General features: G+C 75.2%; 15 protein-coding genes. 11 read left to right on the forward strand and 4 right to left on the reverse strand.

Annotated features, from left to right (window positions below; translation table 11 throughout):
- Window positions 1-2 precede the first annotated feature (2 nt).
- The 5 genes from ACVJO7_RS07435 to ACVJO7_RS07455 all read left to right on the forward strand — a co-directional run bounded on the left by ACVJO7_RS07435 (window position 3) and on the right by ACVJO7_RS07455 (window position 8,880).
- Window positions 3-2,087, forward strand: coding sequence for a DUF6541 family protein (locus ACVJO7_RS07435; RefSeq protein ID WP_491672250.1), 2,085 nt, complete (start codon window positions 3-5; stop codon window positions 2,085-2,087).
- A gap of 128 nt (window positions 2,088-2,215) precedes the next feature.
- Window positions 2,216-4,375: a DUF6541 family protein gene (locus ACVJO7_RS07440; protein WP_491672251.1), complete on the forward strand. Its 2,160-nt coding sequence runs from the start codon at window positions 2,216-2,218 to the stop codon at window positions 4,373-4,375.
- A 49-nt stretch (window positions 4,376-4,424) separates the two neighbouring features.
- Window positions 4,425-5,204, forward strand: coding sequence for a class I SAM-dependent methyltransferase (locus ACVJO7_RS07445; protein WP_344024237.1), 780 nt, complete (start codon window positions 4,425-4,427; stop codon window positions 5,202-5,204).
- On the forward strand, window positions 5,153-7,219 hold the full coding sequence (locus ACVJO7_RS07450; protein WP_491672252.1) for an arabinofuranosyltransferase: 2,067 nt from the start codon (window positions 5,153-5,155) through the stop codon (window positions 7,217-7,219). The genes ACVJO7_RS07445 and ACVJO7_RS07450 overlap by 52 nt, the downstream gene beginning before the upstream one ends.
- Before the next feature lie 98 nt (window positions 7,220-7,317).
- Window positions 7,318-8,880 carry a DUF8728 domain-containing protein gene (locus ACVJO7_RS07455; protein ID WP_491672253.1) on the forward strand — a complete coding sequence of 521 codons (1,563 nt, stop codon included), beginning with the start codon at window positions 7,318-7,320 and terminating at the stop codon, window positions 8,878-8,880.
- Here ACVJO7_RS07455 and ACVJO7_RS07460 read toward each other — a convergent pair.
- A complete protein-coding gene (locus ACVJO7_RS07460; RefSeq protein WP_491672254.1) occupies window positions 8,870-9,760 on the reverse strand; it encodes a glycosyltransferase family 2 protein in 891 nt (296 codons plus the stop codon). The genes ACVJO7_RS07455 and ACVJO7_RS07460 overlap by 11 nt on opposite strands.
- A gap of 327 nt (window positions 9,761-10,087) precedes the next feature.
- On the opposite strand from ACVJO7_RS07460, the gene ACVJO7_RS07465 reads away from it, so the two are divergent.
- From ACVJO7_RS07465 to ACVJO7_RS07475, 3 genes are all read left to right on the forward strand, one after another.
- Entirely contained in the window at window positions 10,088-10,942 is an 855-nt protein-coding gene (locus ACVJO7_RS07465; protein WP_491672255.1) for a Scr1 family TA system antitoxin-like transcriptional regulator, read from the forward strand.
- Between the two features lie 4 nt (window positions 10,943-10,946).
- The gene (locus ACVJO7_RS07470; protein WP_491672256.1) at window positions 10,947-11,276 is read left to right on the forward strand and encodes a DUF397 domain-containing protein; all 330 of its coding nucleotides are present in this window, start codon (window positions 10,947-10,949) and stop codon (window positions 11,274-11,276) included.
- Between the two features lie 118 nt (window positions 11,277-11,394).
- Complete coding sequence (locus ACVJO7_RS07475; RefSeq protein WP_491672257.1) at window positions 11,395-12,474, forward strand: hypothetical protein; 1,080 nt, start codon at window positions 11,395-11,397, stop codon at window positions 12,472-12,474.
- Window positions 12,475-12,559: 85 nt separating this feature from the next.
- On the opposite strand, the gene ACVJO7_RS07480 is transcribed toward ACVJO7_RS07475, so the two are convergent.
- The 3 genes from ACVJO7_RS07480 to pseB are packed head-to-tail and all read right to left on the reverse strand — an operon-like array spanning window position 12,560 to window position 16,080.
- Window positions 12,560-13,957, reverse strand: a complete 1,398-nt coding sequence (locus ACVJO7_RS07480; protein ID WP_344024223.1) for a lipopolysaccharide biosynthesis protein — start codon at window positions 13,955-13,957, stop codon at window positions 12,560-12,562.
- A gap of 5 nt (window positions 13,958-13,962) precedes the next feature.
- Complete coding sequence (locus ACVJO7_RS07485; protein ID WP_491672258.1) at window positions 13,963-15,096, reverse strand: DegT/DnrJ/EryC1/StrS family aminotransferase; 1,134 nt, start codon at window positions 15,094-15,096, stop codon at window positions 13,963-13,965.
- Complete coding sequence (gene pseB, locus ACVJO7_RS07490; protein ID WP_491672259.1) at window positions 15,097-16,080, reverse strand: UDP-N-acetylglucosamine 4,6-dehydratase (inverting); 984 nt, start codon at window positions 16,078-16,080, stop codon at window positions 15,097-15,099. It lies immediately after the preceding gene.
- Window positions 16,081-16,115: 35 nt separating this feature from the next.
- Between pseB and ACVJO7_RS07495 the strand changes: the two genes are divergently transcribed.
- From ACVJO7_RS07495 to ACVJO7_RS07505, 3 genes are all read left to right on the forward strand, one after another.
- A complete protein-coding gene (locus ACVJO7_RS07495; RefSeq protein WP_491672260.1) occupies window positions 16,116-16,877 on the forward strand; it encodes a cytidylyltransferase domain-containing protein in 762 nt (253 codons plus the stop codon).
- Between the two features lie 4 nt (window positions 16,878-16,881).
- Complete coding sequence (locus ACVJO7_RS07500; protein ID WP_491672261.1) at window positions 16,882-18,438, forward strand: GNAT family N-acetyltransferase; 1,557 nt, start codon at window positions 16,882-16,884, stop codon at window positions 18,436-18,438.
- A 246-nt stretch (window positions 18,439-18,684) separates the two neighbouring features.
- Window positions 18,685-20,220 (forward strand): HNH endonuclease signature motif containing protein, encoded by a 1,536-nt coding sequence (locus ACVJO7_RS07505; protein WP_491672262.1) that lies wholly within the window; start codon window positions 18,685-18,687, stop codon window positions 20,218-20,220.
- The last annotated feature ends 88 nt before the right edge of the window (window positions 20,221-20,308 follow it).

Genomic DNA, 20,308 nt, shown 5'->3' on the forward strand with positions numbered 1-20,308 from the left:
CTGTGAGCTGGTTGTCCGCGGTTCCCCTGGTGCTGCTCGCCGCGGCCTGGGTGACCCTGCCCGGGCTGGCCGTCGGCGTGGCCGCCGGCCTGCGCGGGATCGCCGCGTGGGGTGCGGCGCCGCTGCTGTCGGTCGGGCTGATCGCCGGATCCGCGGTGGCCGCGAGCCTGCTGGGCGTCCCGTGGAGCGGGATGGTACCGGTCGCGACGGCCGCGCTGTTCGCGCTCGTCGTGGTCGGGACGCGGCGGCTGGTGGCCCGGCGCCCGCTGCTGCCGACACCGGCCCGCGTCCGGGAACGGACGGCGAGCGCCTGGGAGACGTTGCGCACCGGCGGGCCGGACCGGCGGTGGACCGGGCCGGCCGCGTTCGGCGGCATGCTGATCGCCTGGGTGCTGGGCTTCCGGGCCGCGATCCGCGGGATGGACCGGCCGGACGCGCTGTCCCAGACGTTCGACTCGAACTTCCACTACAACGCGGTCGCCCGGATCCTGAACACCGCCGACGCGTCGTCGCTGACCGTCGGCGGGCTGGTGAACTCCCCCGGCTTCTACCCGTCGGCCTGGCACGACGTGGTGTCCCTGGTGGTGCCGCTGGCCCCCGGCCCGGGCGAGATCGTCGTCGCGTCGAACGTGGTCGCACTGGTGACGACGCTGCTGATCTGGCCGCTGTCGGTGCTGCTGCTGGTCCGCACCCTGGTCGGCCGCTCCGCGGGCGCCGCGCTCGCCGCGCCGGTGCTCTCGCTCGGCTTCATCGCGTTCCCCTGGACGCTGGTCACCTACGGCGCGCTCTGGCCGAACCTGCTGGGTGTCGCGCTGATCCCGGCGGCGCTGGCGACGGTGGCGATCGCGGCCCGCCCCGGGCTGGGCCCCGCCCCGGCCAGCCCGGCGCGCCGCGGCCCCTACCCGCCGGGCCGGGTCGCCCGCTGGTTCCCGGTCGCCGCGGCCGTGCCGGCCCTCGGCTTCGCCCACCCGAACGCGCTGTTCGGCCTGGTCGTGGTGGCCGTCCCGCCGGTGCTGTGGGGACTGGCCGGCGCGGTCCGGCGCAGCCTGCGGTCGGGCCTGCGGGCGAACCTGCGGACGCTGGCGACGGTGCCGGTGGTCGCCGCGGTGGGTGCCGGGCTGGCCTGGTTCATGTTCGTCTCGCCGATCCTGGACGGCATCCGCGGCTACTACTGGGAGCCGCAGGTCGGCTTCCTCGGCGCCGTGCGGAACGCACTGCTGCACAGCCCGGACGGCAACGACCCGGCCTGGTCGATCGCGCTGCTCACGGTGGCCGGGTCGATCGTCGCGCTGCGCCGCTCGCGCACGGCCTGGCTGGTGCCCTCGCACGTGCTGGTGTGCACGCTCTACATCATCGGGGCGAGCACGTGGTCGTCGGTGTGGACCGGGGTCTGGTACAACGACGCGCCCCGGATCGCCGCGCTGGTCCCGGTCACCGCGGCGCCGCTGGCCGCGCTCGGCCTGGTCGCGCTGTGCTCGCTGGCCCGCCGGGTGGCCTGCGTCGCGCGGGACGCCCTCACCCGCGCCGCCCCGTCGGTGCAGGCGTGGCCGCGACCGCGGGCCGCGGTGCTGGTGGCGGTCGGGGTGCTCGCCGTCGTCGTCACCTCGGGCGGGCTCTACCAGCGCTCGCACATCGACCAGCTCGCCGGCATCTACCAGACCCCGGAGCAGGTGCTGGTCGGCCCGGAACAGGCTCAGTTCCTCCGCTACGCGGGCGAGCTGCTGCCGGCCGACGCGGTGGTCGCGCAGAACCCGTGGGCCGGCACCGCGATGCTGTGGCCGCTGACCGACCGGCAGGTGCTGTTCCCGCACCTGACCGGGGTGTGGTCGGAGGACCAGCTGCTGATCGCCGACCGGCTGCGGGAGGCGTCCACCGATCCGGCGGTGTGCGCCGCGGTCGCCGAGACCGGCGTCGGGTACGTGATCACCGCGCCGCCGACGTTCTGGGAGCCGGACCCGCTGGCGTCGAACTGGCCCGGTCTGGACGACCTGCACGAGGCCGACGGCTTCGAGCTGCTGGCCGAGGACGGTGACAACGCGCTCTGGCGGATCACCGCCTGCGACGCCGGCCGGGTCGTCGGGTCATGATCATCCGGACGGGTGCTCCCGCGGCGGCCCCGGGCGTCCGCCGGTAGGGTTCCGGCGCCCGTCACGCACCGCTCCGGAGCGCCGGGCCGGCCGGCGGCCGCCGCCGGGAGAGGAGCAGCGACCCCCTGATGGCCACGCCCACCTGGCTGTCCGCACTGCCTGCCGCGCTCGCCGTGGTGTTCTGGGTGCTGGTGCCGGGCCTGCTGGTGACCAGGCTGTCCGGGCTGCGCGGGATCACCGCGTGGGGGGCGGCGCCGCTGGTGTCGGTGTCGCTGATCGCGACGTCGGCGGTGCTCGGCACGCTCCTCGGGATCCCGTGGGGGCCGTGGGTCCCGCTCGGTGCGGCACTGCTGGTGGCCGCGCTGGTGGTCGTCTTCCACGGGTTCCTCGCCCGGCGCCCGGCCGGGAGCGCGCTGCACCACGGCTGGGGCCCGGCGCTGCGGACCTGGGAACCGGCCCGCCGCGCGCGGGCCGCGCTGGTGCGCCTGCAGACCCCGCGCGGCCGGTTCGCCCGCACCCCCGAGCCGCTGACCACCGCCATGCCGCAGGTCTGGCGCACCTCCGCGCAGCGCGAGGGTCCGGACGGCAGGCACGCCGGCGTCGCGGCCCTGGCCGGCACCGCGGTCGCGGCCGCCGTCGCCTGGCTGACCGTGGTGCTCGGGTTCGGCCCGGTGGACCAGCTGTCGTCCACCTACGACGCCGTCTTCCACTACTCGGCGATCGCGCACGTCCTGGGGACCGGGGACGCCTCGTCGCTGACCCTGGGCACGCTGACCAGCCCGACCAGCTCCGAGGCGTTCTACCCGGCCGCCTGGCACGGCCTGGTGGCGCTGGTCGCGATGAGCTCCGGCTCGGGCGTCCCGATCGCCGCGAACCTGACCGCGTGGGCGGTGGCCGCGGTGGTGTTCCCGCTGTCGGCGCTGCTGCTCACCCGGCACGTCGTCGGCCGCTCGGCGGGCGCCGCCTTCGCCGCCCCGGTGCTCGCGACCGGGTTCACCGCGTTCCCGTGGGCGCTGATGGCGTTCGGCGTGCTGTGGCCGAACCTGCTCGGGGTCGCGCTGCTGCCGGCCGTGCTGGCCGTGGCGACGGCGCTGCTGGGCCTGGCCCGGGATCCGGTGCTGCGCCCCGGCGGCGCCGCCGCGCTCGGTGCCGCGGGGGTACTGGCGCTCGGCTTCGCGCACCCGAACGCGGTGTTCAGCCTGGCCGTGCTCGTGCTGTTCCCGCTGGTGTGGGCGCTGCTCGCGCTGACCCGGCGGCGGCTGTTCACCCGCCGGTTCTGGCAGCCGCTGGCCGGGCTGGCGGTGACCGGCGGCGGGGTCGCGCTGGTGGTCTGGCTGATGGTGGCCTCGCCGCTGCTCGCCGGGGTGCGCAGCTTCGACTGGCCGGCGTTCACCAGCACGCCCGAGGCGGTGCTGCAGGTGCTGCTGCACTCGACGAACGTCCGTCCCGCGCTGTGGGTGCTCGCGGCGCTGGTGCTCGTCGGCGCGGTCGTGTCGCTCCGCCGGTTCGCGACGTCCTGGCTGGTCCCGGCGCACGCGGCGGCGGGAGCGCTGTACGTGCTCGCGGCGTCCCGGGAGGACGCGCTCACCGCCGGCCTGACCGGCGCCTGGTACAACGACTCGTTCCGGCTGGCCGCGATGGTGCCGGTCACCGGCGTCGTGCTGGCGGTGCTCGGCGTCGTCACGCTCGCCGGGCTGCTGCGGTCGCTGCTGCAGCGGTTCGCCCGTCCGGCACCGGCCCGCCGCGGGGTCCCGGCCCTGCTCACCGCCGGCGTCACCGCGCTGGTGCTGGCCGTCACCGGCGGGCTGTACGTCCCGACGCACGCCTCGGTGCTGGCCGGCCCGTACCAGCAACCCGGGGACACGCTGCTCGAACCGGGCCAGCGCGAGTTCCTGGAGCGGGTCGGGACGATCGTGCCGGAGGGGGCGGTGGTGGCGGCCGACCCGTTCACCGGGAACTCGCTGCTCTACCCGCTGACCGGGCGCGAGGTCCTGTTCCCGCACCTGATCGGCAGCTGGACCCCCGACCAGACGGTGGTCGCCACCCGGCTGCGGGACGCCGCGTCCGATCCGGAGGTGTGCGCGGCCGCGGCGGCGACCCGGGTCGGCTGGCTGATCAGCGGGCCGATCACGTTCTGGCCGTGGCACGGCGGTGCGCGCTGGTACCCCGGGCTGCACGACATCGAGCCGGTCGACGGGTTCGAGTTCGTCGCCACCGACGGTGCGAACACGCTGTGGCGGCTGACCGCCTGCGGCGACCCGCAGGGCGTCGCGGAGCCGCAACCCTGACCCTCGTACCGTGGGTGCCCCGACCGGCCGAACGGAGAACATCCCCGCCGTGGATCCGAACCCCCAGACCGACCTCCCCGAGTACGAGCGTTCCCTGCGCATGGTGGAACGCCGCAGGCTCGCCACCGGCTTCGCCAAGCAGATCGCCATCACCACGGAGCCGTTCCTGGACCGCCCGTTCGCGCAGTGCCGGGTCGCCGACATCGGCTGCGGCTACGGCTACACGGCGCTGGAGCTGGCCGGCCTGTGCCGCGAGGTCGTCGGCATCGAGCCGAACGGCGCGCTCGCCGCCCGGGCGAACACGCTGGCGGAGGAGGGCGGCGCCGACAACTTCACCTTCCGGGTGCAGGGCATCGGCGAGTTCGGGCACGGCCCGGACGCCGGCGCGTTCGACGTGGCGGTGCTCGACAACGTCCTCGAGCACCTCGACGACCAGCCGGACGCGCTGGAGCGCATCTCGGCCTGCCTGCGGCCCGGCGGCGTCGCCTACATCCTGGTGCCGAACCGGTGGTGGCCGATCGAGGCGCACTACTCGCTGCCGTTCCTGGCGTGGCTGCCGCTGCCGCTGGCGAACCGCTACCTGCGGCTGTCCGGCCGGGGCAGCGACTACACCGACGCCAGCTACGCCCCCGGCTACCTGCGGATGCGCAGGCTGCTGGCGCAGCGTCCCGAGCTGGACGCCCGGTTCACCGTGCCCGGCGACGTCAGCCTCGCCGAGGGCGGCGGCTCCGCGCTCTACTCGGCCGGGGTGCGCGCGCTGCGCCGGTTCCCCGCGCTGTGGGCGATCTCGAAGGCGTTCCTGGTCGTCGCGGTGAAGAAGCCGGCCTGACCGAGGTGCCGGGCGACGGGCGGGGCGGGGCGGGTGCTCCCGGGCGGCACGGCGGTCCGGAACCGGCACCGTGGCGCCGCTCGGCGGCGCGACCGGGCGGTGATCCGCCCGGCAGCGCGCCCGGCAACCGGCCCGGCAGCGCGTCCAGCAACCCGCCCGGCAGCGCGTCCGGCCCGCCCCGGCGGCTCGCCGCGCTCGCCGATCTGCTCCTCGGCCCGGTGGTCGCGGTCGCCGTGGCCGCCGGGATCGTGCTGCTGGCCGACGCCCTGCCGATCCCGGCCGGCTCGAACGTGGCACTGGCGATCACCGCGTCCGGCGGCGCCGCGATCGCCGCGCTGCTCGCCGCCGCCGCGCTGAGCACCCGGTACGCCGTCCCGCTGAGCTGGGTGGGGCTGGCCGCACTGCCCGCCTGGCCGCTCGCGCTGTTCCTGGCGAACACCCCGCACTACCTGTTCGGGGTGTCCGGCGACCAGCAGTTCCGGGTGCAGTTCCTGACCCGCTTCGCCGACTCCGCCCGGCTCGCGGACTTCGCCTACGCCGATCTCCCGCCGTACTACCCGGCCGCCTGGTTCTGGATCGGCGGACGCACCGCGGCGCTGCTCGGCGTGGAGGCGTGGTCGTTCCACAAGGCGTTCTCGATCGCGACGCTGGCCGTCACCGCAGTGCTCACCTACGCGCTGTGGTCGCTGGTCACCACCCGCCGCCGGGCGCTGGGGGCCGCGGTCGCGACCACGCTCGCCGGGCTGGCGACTCTCGCCGCGTACACCCCGTACTCCTGGCTGACCGCCGCGCTCGTGCCGCCGCTGGCGGTGCTCGGGCTGCGCCTGGTCCACCGGCGCCCGGGTGCGGCGTGGCTGCGCACCGCTCTGCTGGTGGGCGTCGTCCTCGGGATCGCCGCGGTCACGCACACCCAGATCCTGGTGTTCGCCGGGTTCGTGCTGACCGTCCTCGCCGCCGACGCCCTGCTCACCCGGTCGGCCCGGGCGGTGCCGCTCGCGGCGACCGTCGGCGTCGTGCTCGCCGCCGCGCTGCCGCTCACGCTCGTGCACTGGCTGCCCTACCTGGCCGCGTCGGCGGGCGAACCCACCTACAGCGCCGGCCAGCACTTCCTCGCCGAGACCGGATCGCGCTGGCCGCTGCCGATGCTCGAACCGACCGCGCTCGGCGCGCTGTGCCTGGTGGGGACGGTGTGGATCGTGGCCCGCGCCGGCCGGTCCCCGGTCGCCCGCGCGCTGGGCGTGACCGCGGCCTGCGGCTATGCCTGGTACCTGCTGTCGACGCTGCTGCTGGCCGCCGGGACGACGCTGCTGGCGTTCCGGATCGAGCCGATCATCACCGCGGCGCTCGCCTGCGGCGCGGTGTGGGCGGCGGCCGACGGGCTGCGGCGGCTGCGCGGCGCCGCTCACCGGACCCGCCCCGCCGTCGCGGTGGTCACCGTGCTGGCGGCGGTCGCCGTCGTCGCCCAGGTGCAGTCCGTCCCGGAGACCTACGCGTGGGCGGGCACCGGGCAGGACCACCGCCCCGACGGCACCCGACCCGACGGCAGCCGCGACCCGGCCGACGCCGACGCCTGGCTCGGTGAGCTGCGCAGCACGGTCGACGGGCTGACCGGCCGCGCGCCGCGGGAGGTGGTGCTGGCGAGCGCCAACCAGAAGCTCCTCACCTACACCCCGTACTTCGCCTTCCAGACCTCGGTCGCCCAGTACGCGAACCCACTCGCCGACTTCCCGGCGCGCACCGACGAGCTGCGGCGCTGGGCGACCGCCGCCGGGCCCCGGCAGCTGCTCGCCGCGCTCGACGCGAGCAGGTTCCGGGTGCCGTCGGTGTTCGTGTTCGACCGGGCACCCGACGGCGGGCTGCAGCTGCCGACGTCGGAGGACCGGTTCCCCGACCCGGACGCCGGGGCGCCGCCCGCGACGTTCGCCCCGCAGCTGTTCGACGATCCGGCCTGGGAGCGGCGCGACGTCGGACCGTACGCGGTGCTGGTCCGGGCCGGGGTCCCGCCGGTGCCCTGACCCCCTGATCGGTCCGACGGGCCCGGCGGACCGGCCGGCGGCTCCGCGGACCGGCGCCGGTTGACACCGCCGCAACGCGACCGGGGCAGACTGCACGCATGCTCCGCGTCCCCCGCCCGCCCGCCGAGCGCAGCGCCCCCGCACGCCCGGTCCGGGCGCGGCCGGCACTGTTCCTCGCCGCACTCGCCGCGCTCGCGGTCGGTGTCTGGGCGTGCTGGTCGGTGACGGTCGACGACGCCTACATCACCTACCGGTACACGGCGAACCTCGCGAACGGGTTCGGGCCGACCTGGAATCCCGGCGCCGACCCGGTCGAGGGTTACACCAACTTCCTCTGGATGCTCTGGCACGTCCCCTGGGTGTGGCTGGGCGTCCCGCTGCCGGTGGTCTCGAAGCTGACCGCCGCGACGTGCGCGGCGGCGATCGTCTGGATCCTCGCGACCGAACCGCGCACCCGCACCGGCGCGACCCTGGCGGTCGGCGCGTTCGTGCTCTTCCTGCCGACCTGGGTACACGTGGACGGTGGCCTGGAGACGGCCCCGTTCGCACTGGTGGTCCTGCGTGCGGTCGTCGTCGCGGCCCGCCTGCTGCGGGACCGGGACGCCACCGTCCGATCATGGGAGCTCCCGGCACTGTTCCTGGTCGCCGGGATGCTGCGCCCCGACGGCATCCTCGCCGTCGCACCGCCGCTGGCCGTGTGGGCGTGGCTGCGGCGGTGGGACCGCCGCACCTGGACCGCGCTGATCGTGGCGGCCGCGATCGGTGGCGCCTACACGGCATGGCGCTGGTCGTACTTCGGGCATCCGCTGCCGAACACCTTCTACGTGAAGGTCGGGGTGGAGGCCGCGACCGACGGCCGCTGGATCCGCACCACCCTGGCGCTGCTGCTGCCGTTGCTCCTGCTCGCCGTCGCCGGGCTCTTCCGGCGGTCGACCGCCCCGGTCGTCGCGGTGGCCCTCGCGAGCTGCGTCGCGCTCTACGCCATCCCGGCGCTCACGGCTCCGGCGATGGACTACCTGTCCCGGTTCGCGTGGCACGGGTTCCCGGTGCTCTGTCTGGCCGCCGCCCGGACCATCGACGCGGTCGGACGGCGGCGGCTGGCGGCGGTGGGCGCCGCCGTTGCCGTCGGCTGGACCAGCGTGGCGGGCTTCCTGCAGCCGGACGGACCGACGATGGTGAACTACGGCGAGGACCTCCGCCGGGTCCACATCGCCATCGGTCTGGGGCTCGCGGACGCCGACGTCCCGGCCGACCGGCCGACGGTCGCCATGACCGACGCCGGCGCGATCCCGTACTTCTCCGGCTGGCGGGCGACCGACTACATCGGCCTCAACGACGAGCGGATCGGGCACGGCGCGAGCCCCACCGATGTGCTCCTCGCCGACGAGCCGACGGTCCTCGTCGCGACCGGGCCGACCCCGGAGCTGCAGACCACGTCGTGGAACACCGACCTCCCGACCGCGGTCGGTGATCGGGAGCTGGTCGCCGTTCTGCGGGCCCGACCGGCCTACTACCAGCAGGTCTACGCGGACCGGGATGTCGCGGACCAGGTGCGGACCGCCATCGAACGCCGGGTCGCCGAGGCCGACGCCGTCACCGACCGCCGGTTCGACCAGACCTACTCCCGCTGGGCGCAGCGGCTGCTGGGTCTCAGCGGGTGAGCAGGTGCGATCCCAGCGCCCGCAGCGCCCCGGGATCGCGCCGCAGCACCGCCCCCGGCACCTGCACGGCGGCGTTCAGCCGGGACGACACGTGCACCCGCGCGGCCCGCGCGGCCCGGTGCCAGCCGCGCGCGGTCATCCGCTCGGCCTCGGCCGCGAAGAAGCGCCGCTCCTCGGCGAACCGGTTCCCGGCGGCGGCGCCGGAGCCGGAGTCGCTGGTGCGGTGCCGCCGGTAGCGGAAGCACACGTGGTCGTCGACGACCATCGAGCCGCCCTCGGCGACCACCTGCAGCGGCAGCGCCAGGTCGAACACGTCCGCGGACTCCGGCATCGCGACCGATCGGACCGCCGCCGTCCGCCAGCACAGCGACGGGTTGTAGAGCCAGTTCCCGCGCAGCAGGCTGACCGCGAGATCCTCGCCCGCGACCTCCCGCGGCCCCGACCCGGACGGCGCCAGCAGCGACTTCACCCGGTCGGCGAGCGGCCGGACGGCCTGGTCCCGGTCGTCCATCACCGACACCCCCGGCTGAACGACGGCGGCGCCGGGCCACCGGTCGTGCAGCGCGAGCACGGTGTCCAGGTAGTGCGGCAGCATCAGGTCGTCGGCGCCCATCATCACGAAGTACTCGAGCTCGACGTGCTCGATGCAGTACCGGTTGTTGCCCTGCGCGCCGAGCCGCTGCGGGTTGCGCCGGTAGCGGATCCGGTCGTCGTCGAGCCCGGCGAACCAGGGCGCGATCGAGTCGTCGGGATAGCCGTCGTCGACGACGGTGAGCCGCCAGTCGGCGCGGTCCTGCCGTTGCACGCTGCGGACCGACCGGCGCAGCAGGTACGGGTCCCCGAAGAACGGGAGCATCACGTCGACGGTCGGCGCAGGCACGGCCCGACCGTAACGGGCGGTGCCGGCCGGCCCCGGGTGGCCTCTGCGATCCGGTGTCACCCGGCGTCGGCGTCGCCCCGGGTCCACGCGGCGCAGCCGGGGCAGCGGAAGGTGCGCGGATCGACCCAGCGGCGGGAGCGGCACCCGAGGCAGACACCCCGGCAGAACGGGCGCCGCCCGGTCGTGGAGCGCCGCAGCCTCCGCAGGAACCGCCCATGCATGTGACCCACCCCCTGGTGAATCCACGGACACGAATTCAGTTACGGTAACAGCAGTTGCCCGGGGTGACTAGGCTGGCGGACACCCGAGGGAAGGCAGGTGAGAGGCGTGGCTCCGTCGTCGCCGACAGTGGCGAGCTGGGAACTGTCGTTGCGGTTGCGGGAGCGCCGGATCGAGCTGGGGGTCGACGTCGCGACGATCACCGCGCGGCTGGGCTTCACCCGGAACTACTGGTCGGCGGTGGAGAACGAGCGCCGCTCGCTGACCGAGGAGAAGCTGGACCTGCTGCTCGACCTGCTGGAGTACGACGACGCCGAGCGGGCCGAGCTGTTCGAGCTGCGGGAACGGTCCCGCGGGCGCGGGTGGTGGACGGCTTATTCGGCGCTGTACGGCGAGGAGATGCACAGGTATCACGGCCTGGAGTACGGAGCGCAGAGCATCCGCAGTTACGAGAGCATCATCCCCGGGCTGCTGCAGACGCCCGACTACACCAGGGCGTTGATGGAGGCGTCCATCCATCTGCGGCCGGTGGATGTCGATCAGCGGGTGGAGGTGCGGCGTCGACGGCAGGAACGGCTCACCGGTGCGGAACCGCTGCAGCTCACGGTGGTTCTCGGCCAGGCCGCGCTCCTGCAGCAGGTCGGCGGCCGCGAGGTGTTCCGCGCCCAGCTCGCACACCTGGCCGGGATGCTCCGTGCCCATCCGAAGACCATCCAGATCCGGGTTCTGCCGTTCACGTCCCCCGGGTGCAGCCTGATCGGAGCGTCGACGTTCCATCTGATCGACTTCTCCAGCCCCCGGCTACCCACCCTCGTGTGGCAGGAGGCCATCACCGTGCGCCGGGTTCTCGAGCAGCCCGACCAGGTCCGCGATGTAGTGTTCGCCTGGTCCGATGCACTCCGGTTGACGCTGTCCGCCGAGGAGTCGGTCCGCATGGTGGAGGACTACGCCGAGGAGCTGTAGGCAGATGGCTGGGCAGGCGGGCGAGTGGTTCGTCAGCAGTTTCAGCAATGACCAGGGGGTCTGCGTCGAGGTCCGCTTCCACGGCCCCCGGGTCGAGATCCGCGACACCAAGGACCGCACCGGCCCCGTCCTCTCCGTCACCCGAGCCGAGTGGACCGCGTTCCTCACCGGCTCCGGCGCCACCCCGCTCACCGCCGAGCCCACCGCCGACGGCGGCGCCGTGCTGCACACCGGCGGCCCCGACCGGCTGCACTTCACCCCGGCCGAGTGGACCGCCTACCGGCTCGGCGTCGAGGCGGGCGAGTTCGACCCGCCGCACACCGCGGTCGCCTGACCGGGCCCGCCCCGGTCGCGGGGCACGGCCCCCGGCAGCCGCGCTCGCCGCAACCGCCCCTCGTTAGGATCGCCCGGCCCCGACCACACGACGACCTGCAGCGATCCGGAGCACGGCCTTGGACATCCAGAACCACTACTACGGCCACTCGGCGGTGCTGGCCGCGTACGCGGGGCTGTCCCGGCCCCGGCACATCGCCGGGCTGCTGCAGCACGGCTGGACGGCGACCAGCCCGGTCGCCGCGCACTTCGCCGACTTCCCGCACGTGGGTGCGGACCCGCGGCAGCGCAGGCTGCTGGTCTGGTCGCACGGTTGCCGCGGCTGGTCCCCCGCCGACGAGACCCGCACGACCACCCCGGTCGGCGCCCCGGTGCTGTACCTGGAACGGCTGCTGCAGGCCCAGGGCTGGTCGCGCTCGGACCGGCTGGGGCCGGTGTTCGTCCCGTTCCACGGCACCCGGCTGGTCCGGGTCACCGGCGCGCACGCCGACCTGGCCCGCCAGGTCGCGAAGGTCGACGGGCCGTCCACGGTGTGCATGCACCACGAGGACCTCACCGATCCGGAGATCACCTCGGCGTGGGCCGACGCCGGGCACCGCCTGGTCACCGCCGGCCGCCGGGACGACCCGCGGTTCCTGCTGCGGATCATGCACCTGATCGGCAACGCGAGCCGGGTGTCGTCGAACCGGCTGTCCACCGCGGTGCTCTACGCCGCCGCCGTCGGCACCCCGGCCGCCGTCTGGGGCGATCCGCTGACGTTCGGCGCGCAGTCGGCGTCCGCGGTCGACGAGCTGCGCGCCACCTGGCCGGAGTTCCACACCGCCGACCCGGCGAACGGGCAGCGGCCGGACACCGGGGCCGCCGAGGCGGACGCCGCGGCGACCGCGCTGGCCCGCCGCGAGCTGGGTACCGACGCGCTGCTGGAGCCGGACGCGCTGCGCGCCGCGCTGGGCTGGGGCCGCACCCCGAACATCGGCCCCGGGATCCAGTACTACGCGGCGTCGCCGCTGGCCAAGGCCGCGATGGTGCTGGGCCTGACGAAGCGCTCCGAGCAGAGCACGCAGGCGATGTCGGCGGGCAGCTTCAGCCCGATGCTGTGGCTGCGCAACCCGCTCGCGGCGCTGCCGCGGCCGCTGCCGAAGGGACTCCCCACGCCGGTGACGACCGAGGACCCGGCGGAGGCCGTCCCGCGCTCCTGAGCCGAGCCGGGGCCACCGCGCCGGCACCCGCGCCCACCGGGTGCCCGTCCGCGCCCCGACGCGCGGTCCCGCGGACCGCCGCCGGTCAGCGCCGCCAGATCCGCCGGACCAGCCACAGCAGCGCGATCCCGAGCAGCACCGCCAGCCCGAACCGGACGGCCAGCCAGCCGGCCCCCTGCGCCGGGAGCAGCGCCGCCCCGCCGCAGAGCACGAACCCGGCGACGATCGGCCCGAGCAGCACCGCCTCCCGCCAGCGGGTCTCCGACACCCGGCGGCGCAGCAGCGACGTCCCCACGGCCAGCGCCAGGTACGTCACCGGGAACCCGACCGCGACCGCGGTCAGCGAGCCGGTGCCGGCCAGCAGCACGGCCACGACCAGCCCGGCGACCAGGCTGAGCGGGCTGGCGAAGGCCAGCCCGCCGCTGCGTCCGGACGCGAACACCAGATGCACGTTCGCCAGGTACGCGACGCTGACGACGGCGCCGACCGCGGTCACCCCGGCGACCGGGACCAGCTCGACCGGATCGAACTCGGCGGGCGCGAGGAAGCGCAGCAGGAACGGCGCGAGCAGAGCGACGCCGGCGGACAGCGCGACGGTCACCGCGGCGACGTCCCGGGCGGTCCGTTCCAGGGCGGCGCCGCGCTCCTCGGGCGCGGTCCGGTAGACGACCGGCGCCCAGGCGTTGTTCAGCGCGGACACGATCAGCGCCGGGGCCGCGCCGAGCAGCAGCGCGATCTGCATCCGGCCGCCGTCCTCCGGGCCGAAGTACCGGGTCACGATCAGCACCAGCGCGTTCTGCACGAGCAGCAGCGCGACCAGGTGCGGCACCGCGGGCAGCCCGACGCGCAGCGCCTTGACCAGGTCGCCGCGCTCGCTGCGCGGGCGGCCGCCGTGCACGGCCAGCGCGATCCCGGCGAGCCCGGCGGCGAGGTAGCCGAGCAGCAGGCCGAACAGGTAGTCGTCGGCGTCGCTGGCGTGCCAGCTGACCAGTGCGAGCCCGGTGAGCGGCCCGCCCAGCGTGGCGACGGCCGACATCACCACGAACGGCACCGGCCGGTCCTGCACGCGCAGCAGCGACTGGGCGTTCAGCACGGCGACGAACCCGGCGGCGGCCAGCGCCGCCCAGGTCAGCCCGGGCTGCCACGGCACGGACAGCACCGCGGGCCCCCACAGCGGCCCGGTCAGCATCGCGGCGACGACGAGCACGGTGGACAGCGCGGTGCCCTGCAGCACCAGCGCGCGGGCCCCGGCGACCCCGGAGCGTTCCAGGATCCCGTGCCGGGTGATCGACGCGGCCAGCCCGAACCCGACGACCATCGCGCCGACCTGCACCAGGATCAGCCCGATCGCGACGACGCCGTACTCGCCGCGGCCGAGCACCCGGGTCACGACCGGGGTGACCAGGACGTTCGCCAGGATCGGCGCGACCGTCCCGAGGGTGTAGAGCGAACCGCGGCCCAGGACCTCCCTGCTCGCGTTCACCGTGCTCATTCCCGGTGCCCGAAGAACTCCCGCACCAGCTGGGCGACCCGGTCGACGTCGGCGTCGGCCAGGTCCGGGAACAGCGGCAGCGAGATCTGCTGCGCGTAGTACTCCTCGGCGTTCGGGCAGAGGCCGCGGCGATAGCCGAGATCGGCGAAGACCGGGTGCCAGTACGCCGGGACGTAGTTGACCTGCACGCCGATGCCGTTGCCGCGCAGGTGGTCGAACAGCTCGCGGCGGCGACCGTCGAGCACCCGCAGCGGGTAGAGGTGCCAGGCCGGGTCGGCGCCGTCGCGCCGGGACGGGGTGCGCACCTCGGCGACGTCGGCCAGGGCCGCGTCGTACCGGGCGTGGATCTCGGCGCGCCGGGCGGTGAACGCGGCCAGCCGGGTCAGCTGCGACGAGCCGAGCGCGGCGAGCAGGTCGGGCAGCCGGTAGTTCAGCCCGAACGCGTGCACCTCCTGGTGCCACGGCCCCTCGTCCGGGAACCGCTGGGCGGCCCTGTCCCGCACCAGGCCGTGGTTGCGGAACGAGCGGGCCGCCGCGACGAGATCGTCCCGCGGCGACACGACGGCGCCGCCCTCGGCGGTGGTGAGGTTCTTGGTCGGGAAGAAGCTCAGCGTCGTCAGGTCGGCGAGGTCACCGACCGGCCGGCCGTGCCAGGTGCCGCCGATCGAGTGCGCGGCGTCCTCCAGCAGCAGCGCCCCGGCGCCGTGCGCGATCTCGCGCAGCGGCTCCGCGTCGATCGGGTGCCCGGCGTAGTCCACACCGGACACGACGGTGGTGTTCGGGGTGAGCGCGGCCTTCGCGGCGTCCGGGTCGAGATTGCCGGTGTCCGGGCTGACGTCGGCGAACACCACGTTCGCGCCGAGCAGCGCTGCGGCGCTCGCCGTCGCGACGAACGTCAGCGGCGCCACGACGACGTCCTGGCCCGGCCCGACACCGGCCGCGGCGTAGGCGACGTGCAGTGCCGCGGTGCCGGAGGTGACCGCGACCGCCGGGTTGCCGCCGACGTGCGCGGACAGGTCGTCCTCGAACCGGGTGACCGCGGGACCGGTGGTCAGCCAGTCGGTGCCGAGGACGGCGGTGACCGCCTCGACGTCCTCGGCCGAGATCGACTGGCGTCCGTAGGGAAGCATCTAGTCGAGCGCCTCGACCATCTCGCGCAGCTGCTGCGGGGACAGCCACAGGTCGTTGGTGTCGCTGCGGTACGCCTGCCCGTCCGGCACCGGCTCGCCGTCGGCCGGGGAGGTGTAGCCCCAGCCGGCGATGTAGGGCTCGACGACGTAGCGGTCGTCGAGCCGCAGCGTCCGCCGCGAGTCGTCGGCGGCGATCATCTCCTCGTGCAGCTTCTCGCCGGGCCGGATCCCGATCTCGTGGGTCGCCGCGCCGGGCGCGATGGCCTCGGCCAGGTCGGTCATCCGCATCGACGGGATCCGCGGCACGTAGAGCTCGCCGCCCTGCATCCGGTCGAAGGAGTCGATGACGAACTTCACGGCGTCCGGCAGCGTGATCCAGAACCGGGTCATCCGCTTGTCGGTGATCGGCAGCGAGGCGCCCTCGGCGGCGAGCCGCTTGAACAGCGGGACGACCGAGCCGCGCGAGCCCAGCACGTTGCCGTACCGGACGACGGCGAACCGCGTCTCGTAGGCGGCCGCGTAGTGGTTCGCGCTCACGAACAGCCGGTCGGCGCACAGCTTCGTCGCGCCGTAGAGGTTGATCGGCGACGACGCCTTGTCCGTGGACAGCGCGACGACCCTCTTCACCCCGGAGTCGATCGCGGCCTCGACGACGTTCTGCGAGCCCTCGACGTTGGTCCGGATGAACTCGAACGGGTTGTACTCGGCGGTGTCGACCTGCTTCAGCGCGGCGGCGTGCACCACGTGGTCGACGCCGTGCATGGCGCGCTTGAGCCGGTCCCGGTCCCGGACGTCACCGAGGAACCAGCGCAGCCGCGGGTCGTTGCCGAACAGCGACCGGCACTCGTACTGCTTCAGCTCGTCCCGGGACAGGATGACCAGCCGGCGCGGGTCGTAGTGGTCCAGCAGCGTGCGCACGAACGCCTTGCCGAAGGACCCCGTCCCGCCCGTGACCAGGACCGACGAGCCCTTGAGAACCGACATCACGCCTCCAGATCCGCGGATTTCTCCCGCCCGGCATGATGGCACGCGGGTACCCGGACGAAAGGCAGCAGGTGCGGATCAACGCGGTCGTTCAGGCCAGGACGGGTTCGACCCGGCTCCCCGGCAAGGTCCTGCGGGAGCTCGGCGGGCGTCCGGTGCTGGACCGGGTCGTCGACGCCGCCCGGGCCGCACACGGCATCGACGACGTGCTGGTCGCGACGTCCACGGCCGCCGGTGACGACGCCGTCGCCGAGCACGCCGCGGCGCTCGGCGTCGGGGTGGTGCGCGGTTCCGAGGACGACGTGCTGTCCCGGTTCGTGCAGGCCGCCGACGAGCACCCGTGCGACGCCGTGGTGCGGCTCACCGCCGACTGCCCGCTGCTCGATCCCGACCTGGTCGGCCTGGTCGCCGCGACCTGGCGGTCGGCGCCGGAGCACGACTACGTGGCGACCACGCTGGTCCGGACGCTGCCGCGGGGCCTGGACGTCGAGCTCGCGACCGTGCCGGCGCTGCGCGCGCTGGACGCCGGCGCCACCGGGTACGACCGGGTGCACGTGACCTCGGGCCTCTACGGCGACCCGGGCCGGTTCCGGTGTCTCGGCGTCGTCGTCGCACCTGCCGCGGACGACCTGCGGGTGACCCTGGACACCCCCGACGACCTGCACGCCCTGCAGGGCCTGGTCGAGGCTCTCGACGGGCGCACCGGCTGGCGGTCGGTGGTGTCGGTGCTGCGGTCGCGGCCGGACCTGGTGGAGCGCAACGCGCACGTCCGCCAGAAGTCCCTCGCGGAGGGCTGATCGGGTGCGCCTGCTGCTGCGCTGCGACGCCGGACCGTCGACCGGCGTCGGGCACGCCGTACGGTGCGCGGCGGTCGCCGAGGCCGCCGACGCGGCCGGGCACGAGGTGCTCTGGTCCGGCCGGCTCGACGGGCTGGACTGGCTGTGGGCCGGGCTGGTCACCGGGCCGCCCCGGACGGTGCTGCCTCCCGCCGACGACGCCGGGTCGCTGGCCGGGCTCGCCCGCGGGCACCGGATCGACGCCGTGCACGTCGACCACTACCTGCTGGGCGACGACCTGCGCGATCCGCTGAACGCGGCCGGGACCGTGCTGTCCACCGTGGAGGACTTCGCCACCGGACGGCGGCCGGGTGACGTCGTCGTCGATCCGAATCTGGGCGCCGACGAGCACCCGCGGCCGGACGACGGCAGCCCGCTCCTGCTCCGCGGTCCCGCCTACGCCCCGCTGCGGGCGGCCGCCCGGCGGGCGCGGCGGGAACGGGACGCCGGACACCCGGCCGGTGAGCCGCCGCGGGTGCTGGTCGTGATGGGCGGGACGGACGCGGCGGGCCTGCTGCCCCGGGTCGTCGCCGCGCTGGACGCGGCCGGTGCGCCCGCCGAGGTCGACGTCGTCGTGCCGCCGGGGCGGTCGCCGGAGCTGCCCGCGGGCGGCCCGGCGCGCTTCCGCGCGGTCGCCCCGCTGGCCGATCTCCCGGCCGCGATGGCGGGCGCGGACCTGGTGGTCAGCGCGGCCGGGACGACCGTGTGGGAGCTGTGCTGCGTCGGCGTCCCGATGGCGCTGGTCCTCGCCGCGGACAACCAGACCGACGGGTACCGGACGGTCGTCGCGGCCGGGGCCGCCGCGGGGCTCGGCGGGATCGGTGAGCTCGCCGCGCCGGAACAGGCGGGGGCGGTGCTGCGCGGGCTGCTCACCGATCCGGGCGCCCGGGATGCGCTCGCCCGGCGGGCCAGGACCGTCGTGGACGGGGCAGGGGCGGGGCGGATCGTGGACGCGATCACCGACGCCGTCCGGCGGGTGGGGGGTGCGCGGGGATCGGCGTCCCTGGCCCGGACGTCCCCTGCCCGGGCCGGGCAGGACCCGCGCGTCGAGGACACGACCGCCGCGCTGCACACACGCCCCGCGACGCTCGCCGACGCCGAGCTCCTCCTGGCCTGGCGCAACGACCCGGACACCCGCCGGAACTCGCGCTCCGCCGACGAGATCGACCTGGACACCCACCGGCGCTGGCTCGCCAGCTCGCTGGACCGCGAGGACCGGTACCTGCTCGTCGTGTCCGACACCACGGGCCCCGTCGGCACCGTCCGCTGGGACCGGGACTGCCGCGGCTGGGAGGTGTCGATCACCGTCGCACCGGAACGCCGCGGGGGTGGGCTGGCCGCGGCGCTGCTGCGGGCCGGTGAGGACGCGCTGCGGGAGCGGACCGGCTCCGGGACGCCGTTGATCGCGGTGGTGCACCGGGAGAATGCGGCCTCGGCCAGGCTGTTCGCGCGGGCCGGGTACGTCGACGACGGCACCGGGCCGGACAGCGAGGGGTTCCGGACGCTGCGCCGCATCCTCTGACTGGCTCGGTGGGTGCCGCACCGGACAGGGGGTGACACCGGCCGGGTGCGGGAGCGTCCGGTGCTCGCCGCCCGCCTCCGCACACGGGCCCGATCCGGCCACACCGTCCGGCACCGCACCTGTCCCGCGCCCGACCTGCCCGGCGCCGCACCTCCACGCTCTCGGAGTGCTCCATCCAGGTGAATCATGCCGCGCCCGTCCGTCGACCACCCGAAACTGTCAGGGGTCCACGGCAGACTCGACCATATGTTCGACACAGGCACCACCACCAGCGCATCAACTGCCCCGATCACCGCCACCCGCTGGTCCGAGATGCCGCCCGGTTCCGCGGTGGTGGCGGTTCTGGAGCGACCACCCGATCCCGGTGATCCCCCGGCCGAGCGGCTGGAGCGCATCGGCGCCTTCGAGCGAGTGATCAACAGCCTGCAGGCGCTGCAGAGCTGCGAGATCGCCGCACTCGTCGAGGGCGCCGAGTCCACGATGGCCCGGCACATCGCCGAGCACGATCCCGCCACCGACCCACCGCTGGGGTTGTTCGACACGGTCCCCGATGCGCTGCAGTCGATCGTCGCGGAGCTGCGGCTCATGCTGCGCCTCACCACCGGATCCGCGTGGTACCGGGTCGACGAGGCCAGGGGCCTGTCCGCCGCCGAGCTCGCACCGGTCGCCGAGCTGGCGCGGGCCGGCCTGCTGTCCCGGTCCAAGGTCCTGCTTCTGGTGGAAGCCACCACAGACCTGACACCGGAGCAGACCGAGCGGCTCCTCACCCGCGTCCTGCCGAAGGCTCCGGGCCAGACCACCGGTCAGCTGCGTGCAGCGATCCGCCGGTTCCTGACCGGTCTGCCGGACGGTGCCCGGGCCCGGCGCCGCGAGCGCCGGACCCTCGACCGCGGGGTACGGGTCCAGGCCGAGGCCGACGGCATGGCCACGCTGCGGGCGTTCCTGCCCGCCGCCGCGGCGACCGGCATCCTCGCCGTGGTCGACCAGCACGCCCGCGGCTGCGGCAGCGCCGATCCGCGTGGCATGGACGCCCGGCGGGCCGACGCACTGGTGGACCTCGTGCTGCGCGACACCGGCCGGGTGAGCGCCGGAACCGCGCTCGCCACCGGCGCCGCGAGCGCGGAGCCGACCGAGGTCCCGGGCCTGGCGTCCGCACCCGCGGGCGGCAGCCCGTTCGTGCGGAACACCGTGCGCGTGAACATCCATGTCACCGTCCCGCTCGACACCCTCACCGGCGCCGGGGACGAGCCGGCCGAGCTGGCGGGCTTCGGCCCGATCCCCGCGGAGGACGCCCGGGCCCTGGCCTTCGACCCGGCCTCCGTGTGGGACCGGCTGGTGACCGATCCGGTCACCGGCAAGGTGCTCGACCACGGCACGCAGCGCTACCGGCCACCAGCCGATCTGGCCAGGCTGGTGCGGTCGCGGCACGGCTGCTGTGCCCACCCCGGATGCCGGACGCCGGCCCACCGGTGCGACATCGACCATGTCGTCCCGTTCGATCCGGTGCGGGCGACCGGGCCGACCTCCGCGGGCAACACCGCCCCGCTCTGCCGTTCCCATCATCGGCTCAAGCACATGCCGGGCTGGCACGTCGAGATGCGGCCGAACGGCACGCTGGTCTGGACGACGCCGTCCGGGCACACCTACGAGGCGCAGCCCTCACCGGTGGGGCCGGTGCGGGCCGAGACGGGCCCGGCGCGCGGGCCGAGCCCCTGGGCCCGCGGGGAGGGTGCGGATGCGCGGGACCGGTTCGCCGAGGACGTCGCGGAGCCGCCGTTCTGACCGGCAACCGGACCGGTACCGCCGGCCATCCGGAGCGGGAGGTGTCGCTCCGCCGGCCCCGCGGCCCCCACGGATGCCGATCACGGAG

Source organism: Pseudonocardia sp. DxW (assembly GCF_058448985.1).

Coding starts and splice junctions, on each gene's coding strand:
- ACVJO7_RS07455 (WP_491672253.1), top strand. CDS start 7,318: ATGCTCCGCGTCCCCCGCCCGCCCGCCGAGCGCAGCGCCCCCGCACGC.
- pseB (WP_491672259.1), bottom strand. CDS start 16,080: ATGTCGGTTCTCAAGGGCTCGTCGGTCCTGGTCACGGGCGGGACGGGG.
- ACVJO7_RS07495 (WP_491672260.1), top strand. CDS start 16,116: ATGATGGCACGCGGGTACCCGGACGAAAGGCAGCAGGTGCGGATCAAC.
- ACVJO7_RS07505 (WP_491672262.1), top strand. CDS start 18,685: ATGTTCGACACAGGCACCACCACCAGCGCATCAACTGCCCCGATCACC.
- ACVJO7_RS07485 (WP_491672258.1), bottom strand. CDS start 15,096: ATGCTTCCCTACGGACGCCAGTCGATCTCGGCCGAGGACGTCGAGGCG.
- ACVJO7_RS07440 (WP_491672251.1), top strand. CDS start 2,216: ATGGCCACGCCCACCTGGCTGTCCGCACTGCCTGCCGCGCTCGCCGTG.
- ACVJO7_RS07470 (WP_491672256.1), top strand. CDS start 10,947: ATGGCTGGGCAGGCGGGCGAGTGGTTCGTCAGCAGTTTCAGCAATGAC.